Annotated in this window: 18 protein-coding genes; 9 read left to right on the top strand and 9 right to left on the bottom strand. The window is 42.1% G+C overall.

The annotated features are described in order from the left end of the window. The first annotated feature begins 216 nt into the window (after positions 1–216). Complete coding sequence (locus F6K64_RS11180) at positions 217–1,884, top strand: alkaline phosphatase family protein (protein ID WP_044494346.1); 1,668 nt, start codon at positions 217–219, stop codon at positions 1,882–1,884. Between the two features lie 155 nt (positions 1,885–2,039). On the opposite strand, the gene F6K64_RS11175 is transcribed toward F6K64_RS11180, so the two are convergent. Next, positions 2,040–3,182 (bottom strand): glycosyltransferase family 4 protein, encoded by a 1,143-nt coding sequence (locus F6K64_RS11175; protein WP_229414650.1) that lies wholly within the window; start codon positions 3,180–3,182, stop codon positions 2,040–2,042. Between the two features lie 200 nt (positions 3,183–3,382). Further along, positions 3,383–4,399 (bottom strand): lipid II:glycine glycyltransferase FemX, encoded by a 1,017-nt coding sequence (locus F6K64_RS11170; RefSeq protein ID WP_009148971.1) that lies wholly within the window; start codon positions 4,397–4,399, stop codon positions 3,383–3,385. A gap of 150 nt (positions 4,400–4,549) precedes the next feature. Here F6K64_RS11170 and F6K64_RS11165 point away from each other — a divergent pair, with 150 nt between their 5' ends. Beyond that, positions 4,550–4,738 carry a hypothetical protein gene (locus F6K64_RS11165; RefSeq protein WP_131827115.1) on the top strand — a complete coding sequence of 63 codons (189 nt, stop codon included), beginning with the start codon at positions 4,550–4,552 and terminating at the stop codon, positions 4,736–4,738. Between the two features lie 135 nt (positions 4,739–4,873). On the opposite strand, the gene rffA is transcribed toward F6K64_RS11165, so the two are convergent. From rffA to F6K64_RS11145, 4 genes are all read right to left on the bottom strand, one after another. Beyond that, a complete protein-coding gene (rffA, locus tag F6K64_RS11160; RefSeq protein ID WP_009148972.1) occupies positions 4,874–6,016 on the bottom strand; it encodes a dTDP-4-amino-4,6-dideoxygalactose transaminase in 1,143 nt (380 codons plus the stop codon). Between the two features lie 146 nt (positions 6,017–6,162). Continuing rightward, a complete protein-coding gene (locus F6K64_RS11155; RefSeq protein ID WP_009148973.1) occupies positions 6,163–7,338 on the bottom strand; it encodes a glycosyltransferase in 1,176 nt (391 codons plus the stop codon). An 861-nt stretch (positions 7,339–8,199) separates the two neighbouring features. Further along, the gene (locus F6K64_RS11150) at positions 8,200–8,826 is read right to left on the bottom strand and encodes a hypothetical protein (protein ID WP_287265434.1); all 627 of its coding nucleotides are present in this window, start codon (positions 8,824–8,826) and stop codon (positions 8,200–8,202) included. A 174-nt stretch (positions 8,827–9,000) separates the two neighbouring features. Further along, positions 9,001–10,440, bottom strand: coding sequence for a NupC/NupG family nucleoside CNT transporter (locus tag F6K64_RS11145; protein ID WP_287265433.1), 1,440 nt, complete (start codon positions 10,438–10,440; stop codon positions 9,001–9,003). A 222-nt stretch (positions 10,441–10,662) separates the two neighbouring features. Here F6K64_RS11145 and F6K64_RS11140 point away from each other — a divergent pair, with 222 nt between their 5' ends. Both F6K64_RS11140 and F6K64_RS11135 read left to right on the top strand, forming a co-directional pair. After that, a complete protein-coding gene (locus F6K64_RS11140; protein ID WP_071105323.1) occupies positions 10,663–10,923 on the top strand; it encodes a hypothetical protein in 261 nt (86 codons plus the stop codon). Positions 10,924–11,030: 107 nt separating this feature from the next. Then, a complete protein-coding gene (locus F6K64_RS11135; RefSeq protein WP_287265431.1) occupies positions 11,031–13,061 on the top strand; it encodes an ABC transporter ATP-binding protein in 2,031 nt (676 codons plus the stop codon). Positions 13,062–13,253: 192 nt separating this feature from the next. Here F6K64_RS11135 and aroF read toward each other — a convergent pair whose 3' ends face one another. After that, positions 13,254–14,207 (bottom strand): 3-deoxy-7-phosphoheptulonate synthase, encoded by a 954-nt coding sequence (aroF, locus tag F6K64_RS11130; protein ID WP_071986924.1) that lies wholly within the window; start codon positions 14,205–14,207, stop codon positions 13,254–13,256. Positions 14,208–14,687: 480 nt separating this feature from the next. Here aroF and F6K64_RS11125 point away from each other — a divergent pair, with 480 nt between their 5' ends. Next, positions 14,688–16,292 carry a helicase C-terminal domain-containing protein gene (locus F6K64_RS11125; protein ID WP_009148984.1) on the top strand — a complete coding sequence of 535 codons (1,605 nt, stop codon included), beginning with the start codon at positions 14,688–14,690 and terminating at the stop codon, positions 16,290–16,292. A gap of 271 nt (positions 16,293–16,563) precedes the next feature. Here the strand turns inward: F6K64_RS11125 and F6K64_RS11120 are convergent, their stop codons facing one another. Next, positions 16,564–17,754: a succinylglutamate desuccinylase/aspartoacylase family protein gene (locus F6K64_RS11120; protein ID WP_287265429.1), complete on the bottom strand. Its 1,191-nt coding sequence runs from the start codon at positions 17,752–17,754 to the stop codon at positions 16,564–16,566. 265 nt (positions 17,755–18,019) lie between these two features. Here F6K64_RS11120 and F6K64_RS11115 point away from each other — a divergent pair, with 265 nt between their 5' ends. Beyond that, on the top strand, positions 18,020–18,265 hold the full coding sequence (locus F6K64_RS11115; RefSeq protein ID WP_287265428.1) for a UPF0175 family protein: 246 nt from the start codon (positions 18,020–18,022) through the stop codon (positions 18,263–18,265). A 56-nt stretch (positions 18,266–18,321) separates the two neighbouring features. Beyond that, complete coding sequence (locus F6K64_RS11110) at positions 18,322–18,747, top strand: PIN domain-containing protein (protein ID WP_287265474.1); 426 nt, start codon at positions 18,322–18,324, stop codon at positions 18,745–18,747. 73 nt (positions 18,748–18,820) lie between these two features. Here the strand turns inward: F6K64_RS11110 and F6K64_RS11105 are convergent, their stop codons facing one another. Then, a complete protein-coding gene (locus tag F6K64_RS11105; RefSeq protein WP_287265426.1) occupies positions 18,821–19,324 on the bottom strand; it encodes an HAD-IIIA family hydrolase in 504 nt (167 codons plus the stop codon). A gap of 534 nt (positions 19,325–19,858) precedes the next feature. Here F6K64_RS11105 and F6K64_RS11100 point away from each other — a divergent pair. After that, positions 19,859–20,917: a polysaccharide pyruvyl transferase family protein gene (locus F6K64_RS11100; RefSeq protein WP_287265424.1), complete on the top strand. Its 1,059-nt coding sequence runs from the start codon at positions 19,859–19,861 to the stop codon at positions 20,915–20,917. Positions 20,918–20,950: 33 nt separating this feature from the next. Next, the gene (locus F6K64_RS11095; RefSeq protein WP_287265422.1) at positions 20,951–22,204 is read left to right on the top strand and encodes a hypothetical protein; all 1,254 of its coding nucleotides are present in this window, start codon (positions 20,951–20,953) and stop codon (positions 22,202–22,204) included. The last annotated feature ends 78 nt before the right edge of the window (positions 22,205–22,282 follow it).

Raw genomic sequence — 22,282 nt, 5'->3', positions numbered from 1 at the left:
TAATTTAAGTTAATCTTGTTATAAAGTTATAATAACGAGAAGGATTTTTAGAAATCCATAGGTAAAGATCAAAGCAGGGGTATAACGGTAAACTTAGCTGTTGTATAACATAGACCAAATCGAGTTTAATGTCACTCTAAGACTTGCCAAGATTCACAAATGCCCCTGGTTAAGTTGCAGGTTGCATCTCCAGTATTAACATTTACTTTTAGAGAAATGAACAAGCCTGTTATTGTCATTGGACTAGATGCAGCTCAGCCCTCTGTCCTTGAGAAATGGATGTCTCAGGGACATCTCCAGACTATGCGTCGTTTGCGCGACCAGGGAACCTATGGACGCCTGAAAAATTTTGAAGCGTTTAGTGCAGAAACGCCTTGGACAACATTTTTGACTGGCTGCTCGCCTCACACAACTGGGTACTGGTCTCCCTTGGGATTCCGAGAAGGTAGCTATGAGTGCTACACCAAGGCCGCCTATGACTATAGTGAGTATCCTCCATTTTATGCCCTGGGTGAAGATTATCGAGTGGCAGTCTTTGACATGCCTCAAACTCGGCTCTGTGAGGAGGTAAATGGTCCCCAGGTTTTAGCTTGGGGAGCCCATTCTCCTCAAGTAGCTAGTGGCTCTTTACCGGCTTCACTGTTCCAAGAACTGGTTGACAAACATGGAGAACATCCAGGACTCCATAAGGACTATGCTGTGTGTGTTGATTTAAAGGGAACACTTCGACTTCGGAAACTTCTGGAGACAGGGATCTCCCGTCGCGCTACTATTTGTCAAGATCTCTTGGAACGAGAGTCTTGGGACTTGTTTTTAACAGTGTTTGGCGAAGCCCATGCACTGGGTCACAATTTCTGGCAGTTGAGTCAACCGGAACATCCTCTCTATGAGCATTTTAGTTCCCGTGTTTCAGGTGATCCCATGCTCGAAGGCTTTCAAGCCATTGATCGGGCAATCGGCAAGATTTTAGCCAAAGCACCAAAGGATGCTCATGTCGTCATTTTCTCCGCTCATGGCATGGGTCCTAACACCATGGATGCCCCCAGCACCACCTTCCTGCCTGAGTTTTTATATCGCCTTAGTTTCCCTGGGAAATTTGCCCTGGCTAATGGTACTGAGTTGGGAACACCCCCTGAACCGATAATTACCAAAATGAAATGGAACTATTGGGAGCGACATCTGTGGGGTACCAAGTATGATCCTAATCCCATTAAAAGGTTTTTGAGACGAGAAACTCCCACCAAGCTTTTCAAACTAATCGAGCCATGGTTAGATTCTTCTCAAGAACCCGATCTGATCTCCCCATTCAGGCTAGCGAAGGAAACCGATGTAGTACCTTTCCAACCAGCCGCTTGGTATGCACCGGTCTGGCACAAGATGAAAGCGTTTGCCCTACCAAGCTTTTCAGAAGGGTATATCCGTATCAATCTTCAGGGACGAGAACCCCAAGGATTGGTACCGGAATCGGAGTATGATGCTTTCTGTGATGAACTGATCCAAAAGCTTTACGCTCTTAAAGATGCCCGAAAAGGTGTACCCATGGTCAAGGAGATCATCAGGACACGGAAGTCGCCCACTGAGCGAAATTGTAAGCTGTCTGATGCCGACTTGGTACTTGTCTGGCAAGATGAGTATGCCACAGATGTGGTGGAAAGTCCTGATGTTGGACGTATTGGTCCTGTACCCCATTATCGTGCTGGCAGCCATCGCCCTGAGGGATTTATCATCGCCGCAGGTCCAGATATTGCGTCCGGTGTTGATTTCGGAGGCGGTCATGCTCTTGATCTTCCCCCCACAATTTTGGAATTGATGGGTGCACCAATTCCTGAATACTTTGAAGGTAAGCCACTACCATTGCTAGCAAAAGAGCTTGTCAACGGTTAATATGCTTACCGGCTTAGAGTGTGGTCAGAAACATTGCCCTCATAGTTAAGTCTTTGTAAATTAGAAATGAGGGATAAGGTAAAGAGGGGATGAGGATATTTTTACTCCTCTTTCCCCTCTTCATTTTATTCCAAATCTCACAAATCCGACAGGAATCAATTGAACATGCTTATCATCACACGATGTATACGTTCTGCCCATTTATCCCAATTTAGAGACTGATCGTATTCTTCTCTAGAAGACTTTACTAACTGTTCATAGACTGCCCGATCACCAAAGTTATTTGCTATCACACTAGCATACTGATCACTTGAGGCAGATAACGGTAACATATAACCATTTTTGCCATTTTTAATAATTGTCGGAATTCCTCCGACATCAGTTGTGATTACAGGGAGACCAAATGCATTAGCCTCACAAATCACAATTGGTGAACAATCAGCACGGGTGGGAAACATCAAAAAATGGGATTGCAAAAATAATTGATTAAGTTCCTCTCGTTGCTTAGGATTATTTTTATTCAAAAAAGGAATGACGTTGAGCCGCTCATGCTTAATGTCATCCGGTGGCACACAACCAAGCATAACTAGCTCAGCGTCAATTCCCATGTTGAGCAGAGATATCAGAGTTTCAAAGGCAATATTTCCACCTTTTCTCTGCCAATCTTTACCAATAAACAATAAACGGCAACGGGAAGCATTACACTTGGAAAATAGTTGATATACTGAGGGGATATCATCTAAATTTGCTCCAAAGGGAATTACTTCAACTTTCTCTGGATCTGCCTGATAGTCGCTAATGGCAGATTTGGCAGCCCAGTCTGAAGAATAAACTAGTTTATGAGATTTTGATAATACAGTAAATTCCTGTTTTTCTCCTAGTTCAAATTCTTCTATATTTCGGTAAATTTTATAGTATTCATTGTTGATTAGCTTCGGAGTGGCATCGGATAAAAAAATAATAGGAATACTAGTGTCAATTAAACTTAATTCTCCTGATGCAACGGGGCAAAATAGTAAATCACATGGGGTTTCTTTGAACTGTCTTTGAACTGTCAGTATGAATCGATTGAGCTGTTCATTGTGATCAGAAGACTTGAAACCTAAAAATGAATGGATTAATTGGATAGGCTTGACTAGCTTATGCCAATAGGATACTTTTTTGGGATTGCCGAGATTAATCAACTGAAGGTCTCTTGATGCCAGAGACCTATGCATATAATAAAGGGTGCCAGAAAAAGTATTTTTATCTAAATAATTCTGAGAAGAGAAAAAACCAACTCTCAAGGGCTGCATCATCGGTTTTACGAAGGTTGAATCTTGCCATCAAAATGTACCGCTTCAATTATAGCTCCCTATTAGTAAAGTATTTGATGTTAAACCAGCAGTATTATTAAATTGATTGATAATTTATTGCTCCCCAGTAGTTTACTTTTTAATGTAATCATTTTTAGGGATTTTTTAAAAAAACTAAGCAAAATTGCTTAGTTAGCTCTAGGTTAACACGGCATTAGGATTTTCTTTAAAGGTTTCAGGGGTTTCACCATACGCCTCAACTTATTATCAACATAGATCATATAACAGTCAAGAGGCTCGGCTCCAAAACTTTTCTTAAATGCTATAACTCCTGGCAATCCACCACTAGGATTAAAATCAAACCAAGAATATCCTTGTTCACAAGAATCTTTAACAATTTCATACATAACTAAGTTAACTGGTCTTAGATTCAAGTATTTTTCTAAGGATGAGCCATGCCAATACACCACATGTTTCTTGGCGTAGAAGCATAGTGCTCCGCTGATAATTTGGTCTTGATAGTGGGCTAGCCAAAGCTTAACGTTAGGTGACTTAAGTTGAAAAATTGTTTTAAAAAGTTCCCAATTATAGCTACCAAGACTATTATCTCCCCATCGTCGTAATGAATCTTGATAAACTTGATAATATTCCCACCATTGGTCTAGGGTAGATGCTGTAGTTACTGAAACTCCTTCCTTGATAGCTTTTCGGACTTTTCGAGCCATAGAACTACCGCCCTTTTTCCAAGTTTTGGAAATTGTTTCAAAACCCACGTCTAAGTTAATGGCGTGAGTGGTATCCTCCTCTTGTTCACTGACACAACTTAGGGCTACAGCTTTACTAGCTAGTTCATTGTAAGGATTTACTCGCCAACTTAATTTACCCCAAAAATTTTTATCGAGAAATTTAACTAGTAAAATGGCATGGTCAATGGTAAGTTCGTCTGCGGAAATCCATCCTCCAAAGGTTCCGTCTGGTGAGGATGAGTATTTCTTGATAAATTTCTGATTTCCAAGTTTATAGGAAAGGGCAATCAAAGCTCTTTTTTGATCTGAGAATAGGATAATTAGAGGGTTTGGACGAAATTCTCCTTGAGTATAGGTATTCCAGATTTCAGCCCATTCTCTTGAATGAAAATAAGTTGAATAATTGCATTGTTGCCAAATTTTGTCCCATTCTTCAGAATTAGCGAGATAGGTTTTGGTAATTGATAGGCTCATTGACTACTCCTATAATTAATTTTTGTGACCCTAAGTATTAGAAATGCCCTAGTGAATTGCTTGATTAATCTTGACCAAAGAGAATACAAAGTAAGCGTTCGCGTAGCGTGACCTACGGTCAATCGCTTACCTGGAAACATCAACAAAGCGATGCAGCTTCGGAACAGGGGAGGCAGCGCGGTCTTGGGGGTCTCCCCCACTCGCTATTGCCGTGGTTTCCCCCACTCGCTATTGCATCAAGAAGGGAAAAATGCGATTGACCGTTCGCGCAGCGTCGGGCTTTGCCCGAAAGGTCACGCTACGCGAACGCTTGAGTATTGGATTTATCGATTTAGATAGCTGGGCTGATTTTCACCTATCTATTTATTTCACGACTTACGCAGTAACTCTACTTGTAGGGTCTCACCCTACTATTTCTAGTGTTTGTTACCCAATTTTGCGTAAGTCCTGTATGTCTTAAAGTTCTGGTAAAGTTCAGAAAAATTTCTTAATTGATGCCACAACCCTTGCTTGGTCAGCCTCAGTCATATCGTTGTAAAAGGGCAGACGAAGTAAGCGATCGCTTACATCCTCAGTCACCAAGCAGTCTCCTTCTTTGCCCCCAAACTCTCGTCCCATATCAGACAAGTGCAATGGCAGATAGTGAAAAACGCTGTAGATGCCTTGAGCTTTTAAGTGAGCAATCAAGGCTTGGCGCTTCTCTAGGGACGGTAAGAGTACGTAGAACATATGGTATGCCTGGTCACAGTACTCTGGCACAATTGGCAAGCGGATACCGTACTCCGGTGCCCAATCCTTGAGATTTTCGTAGTAGTACTCCCAAATTTGCTGTCGTTTGCTCTGAATCTGTTGGCGACTTTCTAGCTGAGCATACAAGAAAGCTGCGAGTATGCCTGAGGGGAGATAACTCGAACCAATGTCTACCCAGGTGTACTTATCAATTTGACCGCGATAGAAGCGAGTGCGATTAGTTCCTTTCTCCCGGATAATCTCAGCACGTTCGATATACTGCGGGTCGTTGATCAACAGTGCGCCACCTTCTCCACAGGTAAAGTTCTTAGTCTCGTGAAAACTCTGGGTAGCTAGACAACCAAATGTACCTAGATACTTGCCTTTATACTTAGCAAATAGTCCATGAGCATTGTCCTCAACAACTGGTATACCGTAGCGCCCAGCAATCTCCAAAATAGCATCCATCTCGCATGCTACACCGGCGTAATGTACAGGGACAATGGCTTTGGTGCGAGGGGTAATCAGTGATTCTAATTTCTCTTCATTTAAATTGAGGGTATCCGGGCGGATGTCGATAAAGACAGGTTGAGCACCTCGTAAGATGAAGGCATTAATGGTAGAGACAAAGGTGAAGGAGGGAACAATGACTTCATCCCCTGGTTGGATGTTTAATAGTAGTGCCGCCATTTCCAGAGCATGGGTGCAGGAAGTGGTTAGCAGAACCTTTGGAATTGACAATATTTGTTCGAGTAGAGCATGACATTGTTTGGTAATAGCACCATCACCGGAAAGATCCATGTTCTTGATGGTCTGTTGGATATACTCAAATTCCGTTCCGACAGTAACAGGGCGGTTAAAAGGTATAGTTGACAAAGTAACTTCCATTTTTAGTTAGCAATTATTAGTTTCTACTTGGTATTAATCCGATTAATTTTTACAATGCACCTGAAATCCTATAGATTCTGACTTCTTGCTCTGGCTGGTTATTGCTAGTAATCCTAATAATTAGTAAATTTTTATTAGGGAGATGTTTAGTTGTAGCGCCCTGAACTTAACCGATGCTGAATTAACCACTGTTCATTTTCTGGTGAGTCATGTAGCCATCGCTTAATTAGGTCAGCAAATTTTACTGGAAGCTGCAAACTCTTCCAGGTTTCGTAAGAGGCTATAGACAGATTATGGTAAAGATCTGAATCGGAAAGCAGCTTTTGAATAGATTCTGCTAAAGCAACAGAGTTGCCAGCAGGAAAAATTTTCGCACTGATGCCATCTTTTAGTTTATTAATAAACATTGGGTGATCTGAAGCAATGATTGGAGTTCGAGCGCAAAGGGCATGAGTAATTGCTAGTGGGAAACCCTCTGGAAATTCGTGGCGACTAGGAACTAATACAAGATCAGATTCTCTCATCAGAGGAACTACGGTATTATTTGGTACTATTCCCAGAAACTCTACACAGTCTTCGATTTGTAGCTGCTTAGCTTTATTGACAAAGAAACCTGTTTTATCGTTACCAGCTATCTTCAATTTTATTGGAAACTTATTAGCTTTTAATTTAGCGATAGATTCTAATATATCCCCAACCCCTTTAGCTTCAATCATTGACCCAATGTAAAACAGTTGCCAAGACTTGGCCTGTGCTGGGAGAGTTTTTGGTGACAAGGATTCTGGGGTTTCAGTAACAATAAAAGTCCAAGGAATTATCTTGTCAGATTGGACTCCTATGTCCTGGAGTACTCGGGAGGAATCAATCCCATAACTACCAATCCATTGGATTCGATCATTATTTAATAATTGGCTTAGTAAATAATTACGAAACTTGTTACGCACCTTTCTGGTTGGAATAGATTCAGCAAATAGGGCTAGGGTTGGAACATTATTCTGAATTGCCCAACGAAAAACTTCCCGAATTGGTGTGCGAACAACTAAATGAGTGGGATGGTAATCTTCAATCAATTTGATTAAATTTTTAACCTTAATCTCTCCATTAAACCCTGCACCAATGGCACGAACTCCTTTTTCCAGTAGCTGATTGTAGGGTTTTTCGGTCATACAACAGAGAGTTGCAACTTCCCCAATTTGTTTGCCAATTTCAGCTACCGCATCTACAGAATATTTCTGAGCATAGTATGTCTCAGGTCCACCGTTAGCTAAGCGTTCAAAGGCTTCACGGTAATCTCCAGCATACTGAATAATCAATAAACGCATGAAATTAATTACGTTATTCTAACTCAATTTTCCTAAAAAACATTAATTTTTTTATAAATTACCGTTATTTTTTTTAATAAATAAAACTATACCCTTAATATAGACTATTCCATTTGATTAATTGTCATGATAGTGATTTTTAGTATAAATGTGTGATTTTTAAAAAATTAGCATACACTACCATTGATTTATTATCGAAATCCTTAAAGATTAAGTAAATAATATCAAGACTAGGTAACGCTAATTTTTCCTATCCATTTAATTTAAAAAATAGATAAAAAAAAGCTATAGAGCATCAGGTGTAAGCTAATAGGCATTTATAGCAGTCGAAGTAAAGCTTAAGACATATTTATGCTCCCTGCTCCCTTTAAACCAAAATACTCTGTCCTAAACTATAATTCGGTTGCTATAAATTTTAAGATCGATCCAGTTGTGCAAAAGGCTTCAATCCATCTCCCAATCTCCCAATCTTCCAATCTCCCAATCTCCCAATCAGCACCGATTCATAATTTACATGCGTGAAAGCTTAATTATCAATACAAGCTCAATCAAATAAATCCGGATTATTGAGCCTATTTTTAAAAACCAATAAAGTCAAACTGAGTGCCCTGGTCTATAGAGAAAATTTTGTTAAGGGTGGTTATTAATTAGTGGTTAGTTTATTTTTTTTACTAACTACTAAATAGTCAAGTAATAACCACCCTCCAAGGAGGTAATTAATCCGATGTTACTAGAAGTGAGCAGCACAGAAAACTGCCTAGATTTGGTAAGTAAAGGCAGCTTTGGTGGATAAAAATTAATGCACCATAGACGATGGACAATTACCAGCTTCCCTGAAGCGTAAGGAGCATGCCATTGACCTTAAAGAGGTTTGAGAGTATTAGCCAAAAGTGCAATGGCATCTTTAACGTCTCCCTGAGCTGATTCTGTGGCGCAAATTAACATCACCACCACATTTTTACCCAGCTGACGCGCTAAGATCACTCCACTGACTGGCTGAGTCTGACCACCTAGGGTTAAGCTACCTCTCCAAGGAAGAGACACCCCTCCTGGTACTGGCTGAAAATTACCAGTTTGAAATCCTTCACCCCGCCTAAACTGTTCAATAGCAATCTGTGCTAGGGAAGGGTTGCTTAATGGACGATCTGTCGCTCTTTGTTCTACAAGCACCGTGTAGGCTAAGTTACCATCGGGTGCTTCAATTAATGGGAAACCACCCATGGTACTAACCTTATACCCTTCCAGTATACCCACCTGAAAGCGCTTTGTGAGATCTTTATAAGGTTCTTGATTAAGTCTTAAAGTATGGGCTGAGGTATCAGCAGTAGTGGGAAACGCTGCTAGGGCAGACAATTGAGCTTGAGCTGGTAATGATTGTATTGGTATAGTCAATTCCTCAGGTTTAAACCAAGGGGTGCGCCCCCCAATTATCAGTAATAGGGTAGTTAGCAGAGTTAGACCAATCAGCCATACTTGGTTACGTTTCATGGAATTATGCAGGAGGAATTATGAAATATCAATTACAATTTTTACCATTTCAGAATTTAGAATTTAGAATTTAGAATTTAGAATTTAGAATTTAGAATTTAGAATTTAGAATTTAGAATTTAGAATTTAGAATTTAGAATTTAGAATTTAGACTTCACATTTGCTGACTTGAGACTATTTTCCCAAAATTGCTGGGTTGCCGAAATCAAACACACCAGCAATACAGCCAGTCATGTATGTAGCTAAAGTTGCTGCCCAGAGAGCTTTCCAGCCAATGGCGCTAATGTCAGCACGACGTTCGGGAACCAGACTTGCTAAACCACCAACAAAAATGCCAAAGGAGGCAATATGAGCAAAGCCACAGAGGACATAGCTGATAATCAAAATAGCGCGATCGCTAATTAATCCCTGGGCTGATAGCTGGGCTAACTTAAGATAGGAAGGAATTTCGGTTTGTAATAACCGTTGACCGATTAAGACAGAGGCTTGCCACAGTTCTTGCCAATTTAGGGAAATACCAGTGAGAAAGGTCAAGGGCAAAAATAGTACCCCAAAGATATTATCCAAGGTAATCACACTAAAGATATTACCGATTAGCTGTAGTAGGGGATTGTCACTAGCAGTCAAATTAGCCAAATATGCAAAAAAAGTATTGACGAGTGCGACTAAGCCTAGGATTGCAATGACTACAGCGGCAATTCCCACAGCCATCCTCACTCCATCCGATGCTCCCACAATTAAACTATCGATGAGGCTAGGTTTTTTCTGATTCGGGTCTTCTTCCTCTGTTGGTACCTTCCCTAAGGTTTTCGGCACATCGGTTTCTGGCACAATCAGTTTCGCCATCACGAAGCAGGCGGGGATAGTTAGCACAGAAGCGGACATCAAGTGACCAGTAATTGTGGGGAAAGTGGGTCGCAAGAAACTGGTATAGAGAGCTAATACTGTTGAAGCAATCGAACCAAAGCAGCATGTAAGAATAGCACACAGTTCGCTGCGGGTCATATCGGCTAAGAATGGCTTGACTGCGATCGCTGATTCAATCCCTACAAAAATATTTGCTGCTCCTGATAGGGATTCAGCACCACTAATACTCATAGTTGCCCGGAATAGTTTGGCAAAGACCTGAACCACTGGCTGGATCAGATGCAGTCGATACAACAGAGCAATTAAGGCGGAAAAGAAAACCACCTGGGGTAGGGAGCGGAATGCAAAAATAAAGCCGAAACTCAGATTATCTGGAGTGAGGCGATCCCCTGGGACAGAAACGTAAGGAGTTCCCACTGCTCGGTAAATCCAGCGTCCCGCTGGACCAGGACCAACCATCAATTCTGGATCAGGAACAAAGGCAGAATTACCACCACCGAGCATAAACCTAGCTCCTGCTTCTGAAGCATCCAAGATAGCATTGAGAGCGTCATTCAAGCCGAGGATGAATTGGCGGGTGGGGGCAAACAGGAATATTAACAGTCCCATCACCAGTTGTAAACCAATGCCGAAAATGATCACTTTCCAAGGAATTAGGCGGCGATGCTCAGAACTGAGCCAAGCAATGAAACATAGGGCAAAAATACCACAGAAGGAAATAAGATTGAGATATAACGGATGAGACATGGGCCCTTGTGTTTTCAATTAGGCAATATCGTCAGCCATGAACTAGCACGACCAGATCCTATGGCAGAGGTACTGCCTCAAGCTAACTAAAACAATATCCGATTCAGGGGAATTTATAGATGGTACAACCCCTAAAATAGTCTCAGGGAAATCAAGAATCCCAAATTAACGTAACTATTGCTAACTATTACCCCCCGAGACCCCGAGAGGATTGCTATATATATGGATGCTTTTGCCCCCTTACCGCCTCAGTGGACCAAATCAGCCACCCATGCCTTGGAATTCTGCTGTCCTAGTTGTCGAGCATCTGTTCTAGAAGCTGAGAAGGTTTGGATTAATCGGTCCTCACCAGTGATGGGTGAAGACCACCGCCGGAAGTGGCAAGAGTTTTATCAATGTCAGTGTGGCTATGTATGGTGGGCTTGGAGTAGCGATCGCCCACCCTCAGAATTGAGCAATCGAGAGAATCCTCCTATCGTTTAACCCCCGATCGTCCTTCCCGTTCTTTGCGTCTTCGTGGTTAAGTAAAAGCACTCTCAATTTTATTTGCGCTACCATATTGTTCACCAAATTAACACCCTTAGTGTTAGATGACCAGCAGATCACCAGGTAAACAGGCAGCTCCAAAAATGCGAACGCAAGAGAACGACTGGAGACTTTTCCTACGCCTAGTCCCCTACGCCCGTCGCAGCAAAGGCCCGCTATTTATTGCAATTACTTTATTGATACCCCTGTCCGTAGCAAGTGCCATTCAACCCTTAATTGTTGGGCAGGTAATCTCTTTAATTCGTCAAGAAGATCGAACTTGGTCTTTCCTATTAGAGCGCTCTCTCTCACAGAGCATCAATATTCTGATCTCTATACTACTATTAACCATACTAATCCGGTTAGTGTTCGTTGGGATTCAGGGATTCGTGGTGGTGAAGATAGGTCAACGAATCACTGCTGCTATCCGGGAAGACCTATTTGAGCACGTCACCTCCCTAGCGGTGCGATTTTTTGACCGCACACCAGTAGGGAAATTGATTACCAGGCTCACTAGCGATGTGGAAGCCCTAGGCGATGTCTTTTCCACCGGTGCCATTGGCATCGTGGGTGATTTACTATCCATGATAGTCATTGCTAGTACCATGTTTTTGGTGCAATGGCAACTGGCATCGATCTTAGTGCTAATGCTCCTGCCAGTGACTACTATCATTATTTACTTCCAGAAACAATATCGCAAAGCTAACTACAAATCTAGGGAAGAACTTTCCTCCCTAAACGCTATGCTGCAAGAAAACATCTCTGGCATTAATATTGTGCAACTGTTTCGCCGTGAACAATACAATGCCGAGATGTTTCGCACGGTTAACCAAAAATACGTCACTGAAGTAGACAAAACCATCTTTCACGATTCAGCGATTTCAGCAACCCTAGAGTGGATTTCCCTGGTAGCGATCGCAGCAGTGTTGTGGAGCGGTGGTCATTTTATCCTCAAAGATCACCTGAGTTTTGGTGATTTGTCTGCCTTTATCCTCTATGCTCAGCGGCTATTTGACCCCTTGCGTCGGTTTTCAGAAAAATTCACTATGCTCCAAGCTGGTTTCACTGCAATTGAGCGCATCAGTGACATTATGAATGAAACCATTGAAATTCGTGACCCCGAAGGGTTGCAGGTCAGACGGTTGCAGGTGGCAAGTTCTCCAGAGTTTGAGGGAGGGAAACAAGACCGGAAACAATCTGGGGATTTACCGATAAAGCCTCCAAGCAGCTTGAATGGTGATCTAGCCCATCACTCTTCTAACTTATCCTTGGGCAATGGTTATACCGAACAACCGTCTAACCTTGGCCAAAAGGCCACGCTACGGGAACAACCTTTGACCAACGGTCACGCTACGGGAACAACCCTAAACGGAGAGATTTGCTTTGAACACGTTTGGTTTGCTTACAAAGAAGATGAATATGTTCTCAAAGACTTGCACTTTACCATTCATCCAGGGGAAAAAGTTGCTTTAGTTGGTCCGACCGGTGCGGGTAAAAGTTCCATTATTCGGTTGCTCTGCCGCCTCTATGAACCAAGCCAAGGGAGAATTCTCGTAGATGGGATTGATATTCGGGATTTACCCCAGGCAGAACTACGACGCCACATCGGGGTCATCCTTCAGGAGGGATTTCTTTTTGCTGGTGATGTTAAGAGTAATATTTCCTTAGGAGAAACCTACTCCATTGAGGCAATTAAAACCTCAGCGGAGGTGACGAATGTGGCTAGCTTTATCGAAAAACTGCCCCAAAGCTACGATACCCAGCTGCGAGAGCGAGGAACTAATCTGTCTGCTGGCCAAAAACAATTGTTAGCCTTTGCTCGTGCTGCAATTCGTAACCCCCAAATCTTGGTGCTGGATGAGGCAACAGCTAGTTTAGATGTGGCTACCGAGGCTCTGATTCAAGAAGCGTTGGAACGGCTGTTAGAACAGCGGACTGCAATTATTATTGCCCACCGGCTGTCCACTATTCGTAATGTAGACCGGATTCTGGTACTCAAGCGAGGAGAGTTAGTAGAGTCGGGAAGCCATGAGGAATTGTTAGAGCAAAACGGATTATACGCTAGTTTATATAAATTGCAGATGCTAGGAGATTGATGGCTAATCTAGCATTTTCATTTAATGTGAAACTAGGATTGATGGGAATAGGGAACAGGGAATAGGGAACAGGTAACAGTAGGAAAGAGCGATGGAGCGCTATAAGACCACGCTCAATCATTCCTTGTTGCCTTGTCCGAAGTTCCCTATTCCACCTCAAGTAGCACTATATATAAAAATTCTCGTTTCTGCTTAAGATGCGTTCGCGTAGCGTGACCGTTCGCGTAGCGTGGCCTTTTGGCCAAGGTCAATCGCTAACTCCGGAAGAGTGACAGGTTCTACAATCTGTCGTCCCACTGCTGCTGCCACCGGCTTTAAGCTATGAACCAAATCCACCATTGCTTCGATAGAAAGCGCCTGTCTAGCATCAGAAACAGATTTTTCTGGTTCCGGATGACATTCAATAATCAGTCCATCTGCACCAGCGGCCACTGCAGCTTTTGCCAGAGGTGCCACTAATTCCCGCTTACCCACAGCATGGGAAGGGTCTACAATCACTGGCAAGTGAGTCAACTGCTTGAGTGCTACTACTGCTCCTAAATCTAAGATATTGCGGGTATAGTTATCGAAACTGCGAATACCTCGTTCACACAACACCACCTGAGAGTTACCGTGACTGAGGATATATTCCGCTGCCATGACGAATTCCTCAACAGTAGCAGCTAGTCCCCGCTTTAGCAGTATCGGCAAGTCTTGCTTACCCAAGGCTTTGAGTAAGTCAAAGTTTTGCATATTGCGACTACCTACCTGAAGCAGATCAGCGTGGTTAGCAATAGATTCAATTTGCCCAATCGACATCACCTCCGTCACTACTGGGATTTGGTGACGCCTGCCGATATCAGACAAAATTTCTAGTCCTGCTAGTCCTAGCCCTTGGAAAGAGTACGGGGAGGTGCGCGGTTTGAAGGCACCTCCCCGCAATGCTTGTACCGGGGCAGCTTTAAGTTTAGTAGCCACTGTTTCCATCTGGGCGTGACTTTCTACGGTACATGGACCACCAATAATCACCAGTTCTGAACCACCGAAGACAACTTGTTCTGAGAGTCTAACGATGGTTTGGTGATTGGGGTTAGTAGCTAATGCTAATTTAGCGTTCAACATGGTTATGGACTCCTTAGTTACAGATTTAGTTACAGATATGGACATAAAAAAAACCCGGAACCTTCAAGGAACCGGGTTGCTGTGAAAGGTTGGCACGACCTAACTACCCGGAACGATTTCTGGGCCAAAAAAAGTAAAAGCCGTAAATGTTGTAAAGGTAGGTGGTCATGTCTTGCTCTTGTCGCTGCTTTACCTAAAAAAACAAAGGACCGCAGATTATATTGCTGCGGTCCACCGGGGGGTTCCATATGGAACTATCCTCACCTCCGGTGAACCTTCCTAAACCAAAAATAAAAGTAATAGCTGGGGCTGAACATGTCTTTTTGGGGCGTTAGCTATAAAAGTTTGGCAATTTCTTTTTACTGGTACTACCCTAGCAAGGGTAATCGCCTCATGTCAATAGTTACTGGGAAATCAGGAAAATTCTGAGCTACTACCCCTGGCTTCGATGCAGCCTAATCCCATTTATAGTCGTCTAGTCTTTCACGATTTTTGCCCAACACATGATTTAAGATCACAGTATTAGTGCTCATTGCTCAGTTTAACGAGGCAAAGCCGTTGAATGCTAGTTTGATTGAAGTCAAAGTTCATTCCTCGTTACGGGATTTTTTGCGATCGCAGGGTCAACCCAATTGGCCTCACCAATTGACTATGGCGAGGCTAGTGGCACGAGCCTTGCGGTTAGGGCGTTCTGCTTTGATTCAGACCGGTTTAGAACCCTTGCAGGAAACCTCTCTACAGTCTTCCTATCGCCTGAGTTACCTGGCACCAGCCCTGGTTTGGTCTGGACCTGTGATCGTAGTAGCACCCTTATGGATACAAGAATGGTTGCTGCAAAAGGAAATTCCCCTTTTACAACAGTGGTTTGGTAGCGATAAGGTAATTCATACCAGTGATAGGTTTCCCGATCAACCCTTCCAAGGACTGTTGATTACTTCACCAGAATCGTGGCTAACAGACCGCTTGAAGCACAAGGGCTGGTTTCCTAATCACATCCCTACTGTGATTGATGGTGTGGATGACCTAGAATCTTGGACCAGTAACCAACTTAAAGGCTGCATCCAGCCCCAAGACTGGGACGCACTGATGCAAGCCCATCCACAACAGGCTGATTTGATTCGGGATGTGCGGGTAAAGCTAACCAAAGCCTTATTTCAGCGCCCTGCTAACCCCTATGAGTGCTACCTGATTGAAGCAGATCAGCAAGATGGCTTGGAACAGCTATTTGATCGACTAAGTTCCCTCAGCACTGAAGCACAATCTCTGTATCGGCTAAAACCCTGGGAAAAGTTTTGCCACTTCTGGCAGCAGTCAGGTCAGCTAATGTGGGCAACCGTTGCGCGATCGCAAGGTCAGTTTTCCTTATATAGCGCACCAGTAGAAGTGGCTACAGCCTTAAATCCCATTTGGTCGAGACAGCCAGTAGTGCTAATCGGTGGGGCTCTAGATTTAGAGAAAACTGCCTCTGTGTACCGTCAGCAGATCGGATTAGGCGAGTTAACCTGTTTGAAGTTTTCCCCTCACCGACAGATTCAACTGTATTTGCCCGATCGTCTACCCATGCCCAATACAGAGCGATTTCAAAACGCTCTGACTCAAGAAATTCGCACCCTACTAAACCTAAGTACTGACATCACCAGACCAGTAGTTATTTTAGTCGGAGATGTCCCCCTCAAAGCCCAGCTAGGGGCAGTCTTAGCAGCAGAATGTGGTTCCCGAGTGCAGGTAGAAACCACCAGTCTCAGTCACAGAAGTATTTTGATTTGTGGCTGGGAATTTTGGCATAGGTATCAAGCTCAAATCCCTTCTCCCCAACTGTTGATGATTGCTACCTTACCAATTCCCTCTTTGGAAAATCCATTAGTTGCTGGTCGAGTCGCTTACTACAAGCAGCAACGTCAGGATTGGTTTCGTTTGTATTTGTTACCAACAGCATTGAGAGAATTACAACGAGCAGTGGCACCAGTTAGAGCTACTCAAGGCTGTGTTGCCATCTTGGATAATCGTGTAAACCGCCGCAGTTATGGACGCCATGTGTTATCAGCCTTGAGTCCTTTTGCTCGAATTAATTATTTAGATGCTAGTTGGTTTAATTCAGATTCCCCAGAAGGACAAGATACTTGGCTTTAGAAAGTCAGTAAGCTAAAACGAATTTAAAATGCGTTTTAGCAAGGCAAAAGGCAAAAGGCCTGCATGATAAAGGGGACTGGAATATATATTTTTTAGTTGATTTCACGGGCTTATACAGTTTAAATTCACAACAGTTTAGGTTAGTAAAATTAAAGCCAAAATGTTGAGTAACCCAAGTCCTAATTACAATCCAAGTTTGAATTAACTGTTTCCCACCCCTACAGAATTATCAAATGTCAACATTCAGCTATCAGCTCTCAGCTATCAGCTCTCAGCCATAGGCCAAGCCTGATGGCTGACGGCTGACGGCTGAATGCTTACTATCAAATTGCCGTATTGATAGCACATATTCCCCTTGATTTGCACTATAATTTGTTGAAACATCAAACACTAAACCATCTGTCTCAGCCTTGATATCAATTACATTCGGTAGATTTCCTTCTTTATTAAAGCTCAGTAGCTGATAAAGTCTATCTCCTACTTTGACAACACTCCCTAACTCAACTCTCGATTGAATCATTCCTCCAGCCGGAGCATAGTATCTCTCGATGTTATCTTTAGATGCTAATTTCATTTGGTAGGAGTCTGGATCAGTTATCGGAAAATCCGGCAACTGTAACATTCCTTTTTTCGACAAATAGTTTTTGATACCGTATACTCCCCTTTTCACCGACTCTGGATTCATTTGCATCCCAGAACCCAATTCTAGGGTCCATGATTCAATATCAAACTGAAGGGTTCTGCCTAACTTAGCCAAGGCTTTCTCTAACCCTTGCCAAGGCTTAATAAATGCTTCATCGAAAGCATCCCCATCATACTCATCCTCATGCATCACAATTCCATAATCGAGAAGAAAGTCTTTGGCGCTTTTTTCCCGAGAGTAGAAGCCATACAAGAAATCAAGTCCTTGATTAGTAGAACTATGGATATCAATCACATAGTTAGCATCTACACATAAAGATTGCAGTTGATAGCGATAAATGTGACGAAACGGTAATCCCCTCGGAGAGTAGCAGTCTTCTAAGTGTTGTTTCAAGCTAGACTGGATCCGTGCTAAATAGTTATTTCTGATTTCATCAGGGTTCAAATTAAGTTGAGATTGGGCGAAATCCTCTAAATCATCACACTCTTTTTCATAGTCCCAAAAGATCCGATTCCAGTCTTGACCATCGTAAGGATTGAATCCTCCTGTGGCAAAGAAATGACTACGCTGATTAGTGCTAGCTGGATTACAAACAGGAACCAGCCAGATTTCCCCAGTCAGCTGAGTGTCATCCAGAGTGCTCAAAAAGTCAATCAACTGGTGAATGACCGCATTACCAACAATTTCACAACCATGGAGATTGCCTTGTAAATATGCCTTCTTTCCTGGTTGGGAGCCAACGAATTTATAGACTTGGAGCGAAATGCGATCGCCTGAGGTTAGTTGCTGAATTGGAATAGTAGAAATAGTTGGATTCATCTAGCAGTTTTAAATTGGGTTAGGTAAAACGTCCTAGTTTTTAGGGAGTAGGGAGTAGGGAGTAGGGAGTAGGGAGTAGGGAATAGGGAATAGGGGGAATAAAATTGACTTTACCTCATAAGTATGATCAATACGTATGATCAACGGTATAGTTGAGCTTAACCCCTATGGTTTTAATGGGGTTAAAGATTTTGTACCATACCCTGGTATCCATCTAGTCAATCGGTAGGTGTTACCATTGAGGCAAAAGTTAGGAGGAGGCACGATGAGCGTTACGATTCCCAACGATATCTTCCAATCCACAGGCATGACAGAAGCCGAGCTAGAGCTGGAGATAGCCGTGATGCTGTATCAAAAGGAAAAACTTACCCTCGGCAATGCTAGTCGTCTTGCTGGCATGAATCAAATTAATTTTCAACAACTCCTTGCCAGTCGCAATATTTGTCGGCATTATGATGTAGAGGATTTTCGAGAAGACCTGCAGACTCTCGAAGAATTAAAGAGCCTGTGAAGATTGTCAGCAATACCTCTCCCATTACCAGTCTGGCTGGTGTAAGACAGTTATAAATTCTGCAACAACTGTACCGGCACATAGTAATCCCCCAAGCTGTAACCCTTGAATTGACTGGTGCAGGCCCAGCAGTGCCGGGAGCTACAGAAGTCCAGACATCCGGGTGGATAGAAACGCGGCAGGTAAGAAACCAAGCTTTGGTACAGGCACTGCGGCAAAAAGTGGATCCTGGTGAAGCCGAAGCGATTGCGCTAGCGATAGAATTACATGCAGATCGCCTAATAATAGATGAACGTAGAGGGAGAAAAATAGCAGCCAGTATGGGCCTCAAGTATATTGGCATTATCGGCGTTCTTTTGGAAGCAAAAAATAGTAATTTTATCACCGATGTTAAGCCCATTATTGACGATCTGATCGTGATCGCTGGTTTCCGAATCAGCCCTCGCCTCTACACGGATATTCTAGAAGTGGCAGGAGAGTAACTGACAACTCGAAACAGATGCGATCGCTTTTAGCGGAAGCTTTCCCTATGCTGAGTTCCTGAACAGAGTTTTGTCAGCTTCCATATTTGGCTAGCCAATCCGAAGTCCACATAAACGGAATTCCAGCTGCAACGGCTGCCTCAGCATCTTCGTTGCGATCGCCAACCATCAAAGCTGAAGAGCCGTTCGTTTTAAACTGCAAAATCATTCCCGGCTTTGGTTTTCGGTATTCTCCAGCGTATGCTTTACTGGTTACTTCAGAACAGTAGTGTCGCTCGCAATAATAACAGGTTGCCCCATAGTCAGGACAAAAAATAATTCCTTTGAGCTGGGGAAGTAACTTAATAGTTTTCTGTTGCTCTTTAATACAATTCTTCAGGGTTTTATGTCGGGCTGCAACTCCAGCCTGATTGGTCACCCCAAGAATGATATAACCCTTATTTTTAAAACATTGCAGAGCTTTATCAGCTCCTTCAATAACTTTTTGCTGGTCAGGGTAGTCAATAAATCTACCTTGACCACTAGGCTGGCGAATGGTCCAGTCGCAATCTACAAATAGCTCAAGTTTTGAATTCATGAAGCTTGCTGGGTGGTACACTAATAACGGAATAGAGTTATTAGCCGATGATGGAAATGTAACTTATTAAGATCATAAGACGCTAGATCGTCAGTAGCCATGGATTCATCCTTGCTCACCGAATCCATGAGCTGTTTAGTGTCATCAAGGTCGATCCACTCCCAGGCCAAGCAAGCAGTTGGTTCTAACTTGGTGTTAATGGCATTTTATTCAAGTCTTTTTCATCAAAGCTTCATCTAGTTACTGGTTTAGTTAATGTTTTCATCAAGTTTTGCGGAATTGTGAAAATTTTACTGAAGTTATATCTATAATTGCTTTTAAAATAAAATTCAGCCATCCAATTCAACTAGTTCATTAAATCCTGAGTACTTACGTCCATGCTTACGACATTTGGCTTGGATGTTTACCTTGATGGTACTCGCTGATTAAGATGCTCCCTTATTGTCTAACTAATTGGCTGAATTCACTTGTTTTTTAGGCCATTTTGCTTGTTAATTAATGACTATAAAATTGAGAGAATCTTAAGGACAGAGTGTGAATATTTTCCTGATTGGTTATTACGGCTATGGTAATATTGGCGACGATTTATTTGTGAAGCAGTTAACTGATTATTTTGCTAGAAAAAAAAATGTCAAAAAAATATTTATCTGTTGCCAAACTAATTATTACCAAGGTTTGAGTCACAAAGTTGTGTTCTTTAGGAATGCACAACTATCAAAACTAAAAAGAACTTTATTACTCTTTAAAAGTGACTGCATAGCCTGGGGTGGGGGAACCTTAAACCTACAAGACAGGCCAAGGAATTTATCAAGGATGCAAGCCTTGTCAAAATTAATGGGTAAGCGTTTCTGCTTCCTCGGTGTTGGATTAGAAAGCGTGAAATCTGAGAAGAAAAAAAAGATAGCTGATATCTTTGAAAAAGCCGATCTGCTATACCTTAGAGATAACCATTCCTATGAAATGGCATTGCAACAGCTTCAACTTGCTAAATCACCTGACTTAGGAGGTGATTTGGCTTTCTTAGATTTGACTATTTATGAAAAGTTTGTCAAACCAGCCCAGCAAGCTAGTGATATTTCCAACATATCCTTCTCTGGAAAATTTTGGTGGGGTGAAGGCAGGGCTGAGTTTTATGCCAAACAGTTAATGCCACTCATTGAGAAGTATAATTGTATGATTCATTTGCTACCAGGACATTTAGGAAATGAAAGAAATGATAATCGCTTCCACGAACGACTGAAGAAATATTTACCTGCTTCTAATTGCCAAATCAACTCATGGAAAAATCCGGAAGAGTTTCTAGCAATCCTGAGGCACATGGATTTTCACATAGGTAATCGCCTGCACTCAATTATACTAGCCGATCTCCTTGGGATTGCCAATATTGGAATTGTTAATTCCGAATCAAAAATTAAGCATTACATTGATAAGTCAGAAATGCTACCGACAGCAAGAGTGGTAAATTTTATGGAACCCTTGTCTCTAGAGCGGATAGAAACAGTTTTAAAAAATTACAAACGACCAGAAGAGTTTATCTGCCAAGAATCAAAAACGGCGAAAGAATGTCTTGAGAAAGTTTTTGCCAATAGATAATTTTTCCTTTATTCAACTACACTAATAAATCTTATGAAACTACTGCATGTTGAAAAAATCATTGCTAATGACACAGTGAGACTTGTTGGTCTCGTGCAGGTTGATAGCCTTGACCAAGAAATAGAGATTTATTTTGAGTATCCTCAACGATTCGCTGATTTTGTCAGTGAAAGCGCCGATGCTTTTGTTCCTGCCTTACTTTTACCGGCAATGGAGAAAGGTGAAAATCTGGAGATAAAACCGCTGATTTCTGCCAAACTTTTTCGCAATTTACCTACCATACAAGATATCTTTCATCAGTGGTATCCATCCCAGCTGAAAAAAGTTTTAGTTACCGCAGAATCCCCAACAAACGATGATCAAAAATCCCTTAGCAAAGTTGGAGCATTTTTCTCCTTGGGCGTGGATTCGTTTTATACCTTTATTAAACATACGAAGACCCGTAGCGACCTTGGACTTCCCCTTTCTCATTTAATTTACATGAAAGGCATTGAGCGACCTTTACGCATTTATAAACATGGTCAAGAAAAAAAGGTAATTTCAAGGATTATGGAAGTTGCCCATGCAGCCAGTATAGATTGTATTGTCGGTGAAACAAATATCCGCAATCATTTTAACTTACAATGGGGACCTTATTATCATGGGGCTGGCTTAGCTTCAGTCTCCCTTTCTCTTTCAGCAGGTTTAGAATCTGTTTTAATTCCTTCAACAGATTCTTATAAAGATGTTTTTCCTTGGGGAACTAGCCCATTACTCGACCACCTATGGTCAACGGAAAAAACTAATATAGTTCATGACGGTTCAGAGACCCAAAGGGTTGAAAAAATTGCTAATTTTTTAGCCAAAGACCCTTTCGCTATGAAATATTTGAGGGTATGTACTAATAATGAAGGTGGTGAAACCAACTGTGGAACCTGCCCTAAATGCGTGAGAACTATGCTGCCTTTACTGATTTCTGGTAATTTAGACAAAGCTATAACTTTTCCAGATAAATTACCCAGTAATTGGAACAGAATATTGCAAATTCAAGATACTCATGATCTAAGTCATGCTGTAGCAATTTTGAAGCTAGCGAAAGACGTTAATGCCGAAGCAAAAATAGTAAACGCTCTTGATAGCAAAATAGAAAATGGTAAGGCCTATCTATTTTGCCAAGGCAAAACTATTGCTGGAGTAGTAGCTTCAATACTTCATGTTTATTTTATTAAGAAGCCATTTGATTTGGTCAAACAACCAATCAAAGACATTCTAAATAGCCTAAGTCTATATAGCGCAAACCAGGGCTGAATGACACCCTGGTTAAGAGCGAGCTTAAGCGAAAAACTTGGAAAAGTCTGGTAGAACTGATCAGCATTCAGCTATCAG

The organism is Moorena sp. SIO3A2, assembly GCF_010672265.1.
Lineage (GTDB): Bacteria > Cyanobacteriota > Cyanobacteriia > Cyanobacteriales > Coleofasciculaceae > Moorena > Moorena producens.
Note: the sequence above shows the minus strand (reverse complement) of the source record. Positions and strands in the feature narration are given on the sequence as shown.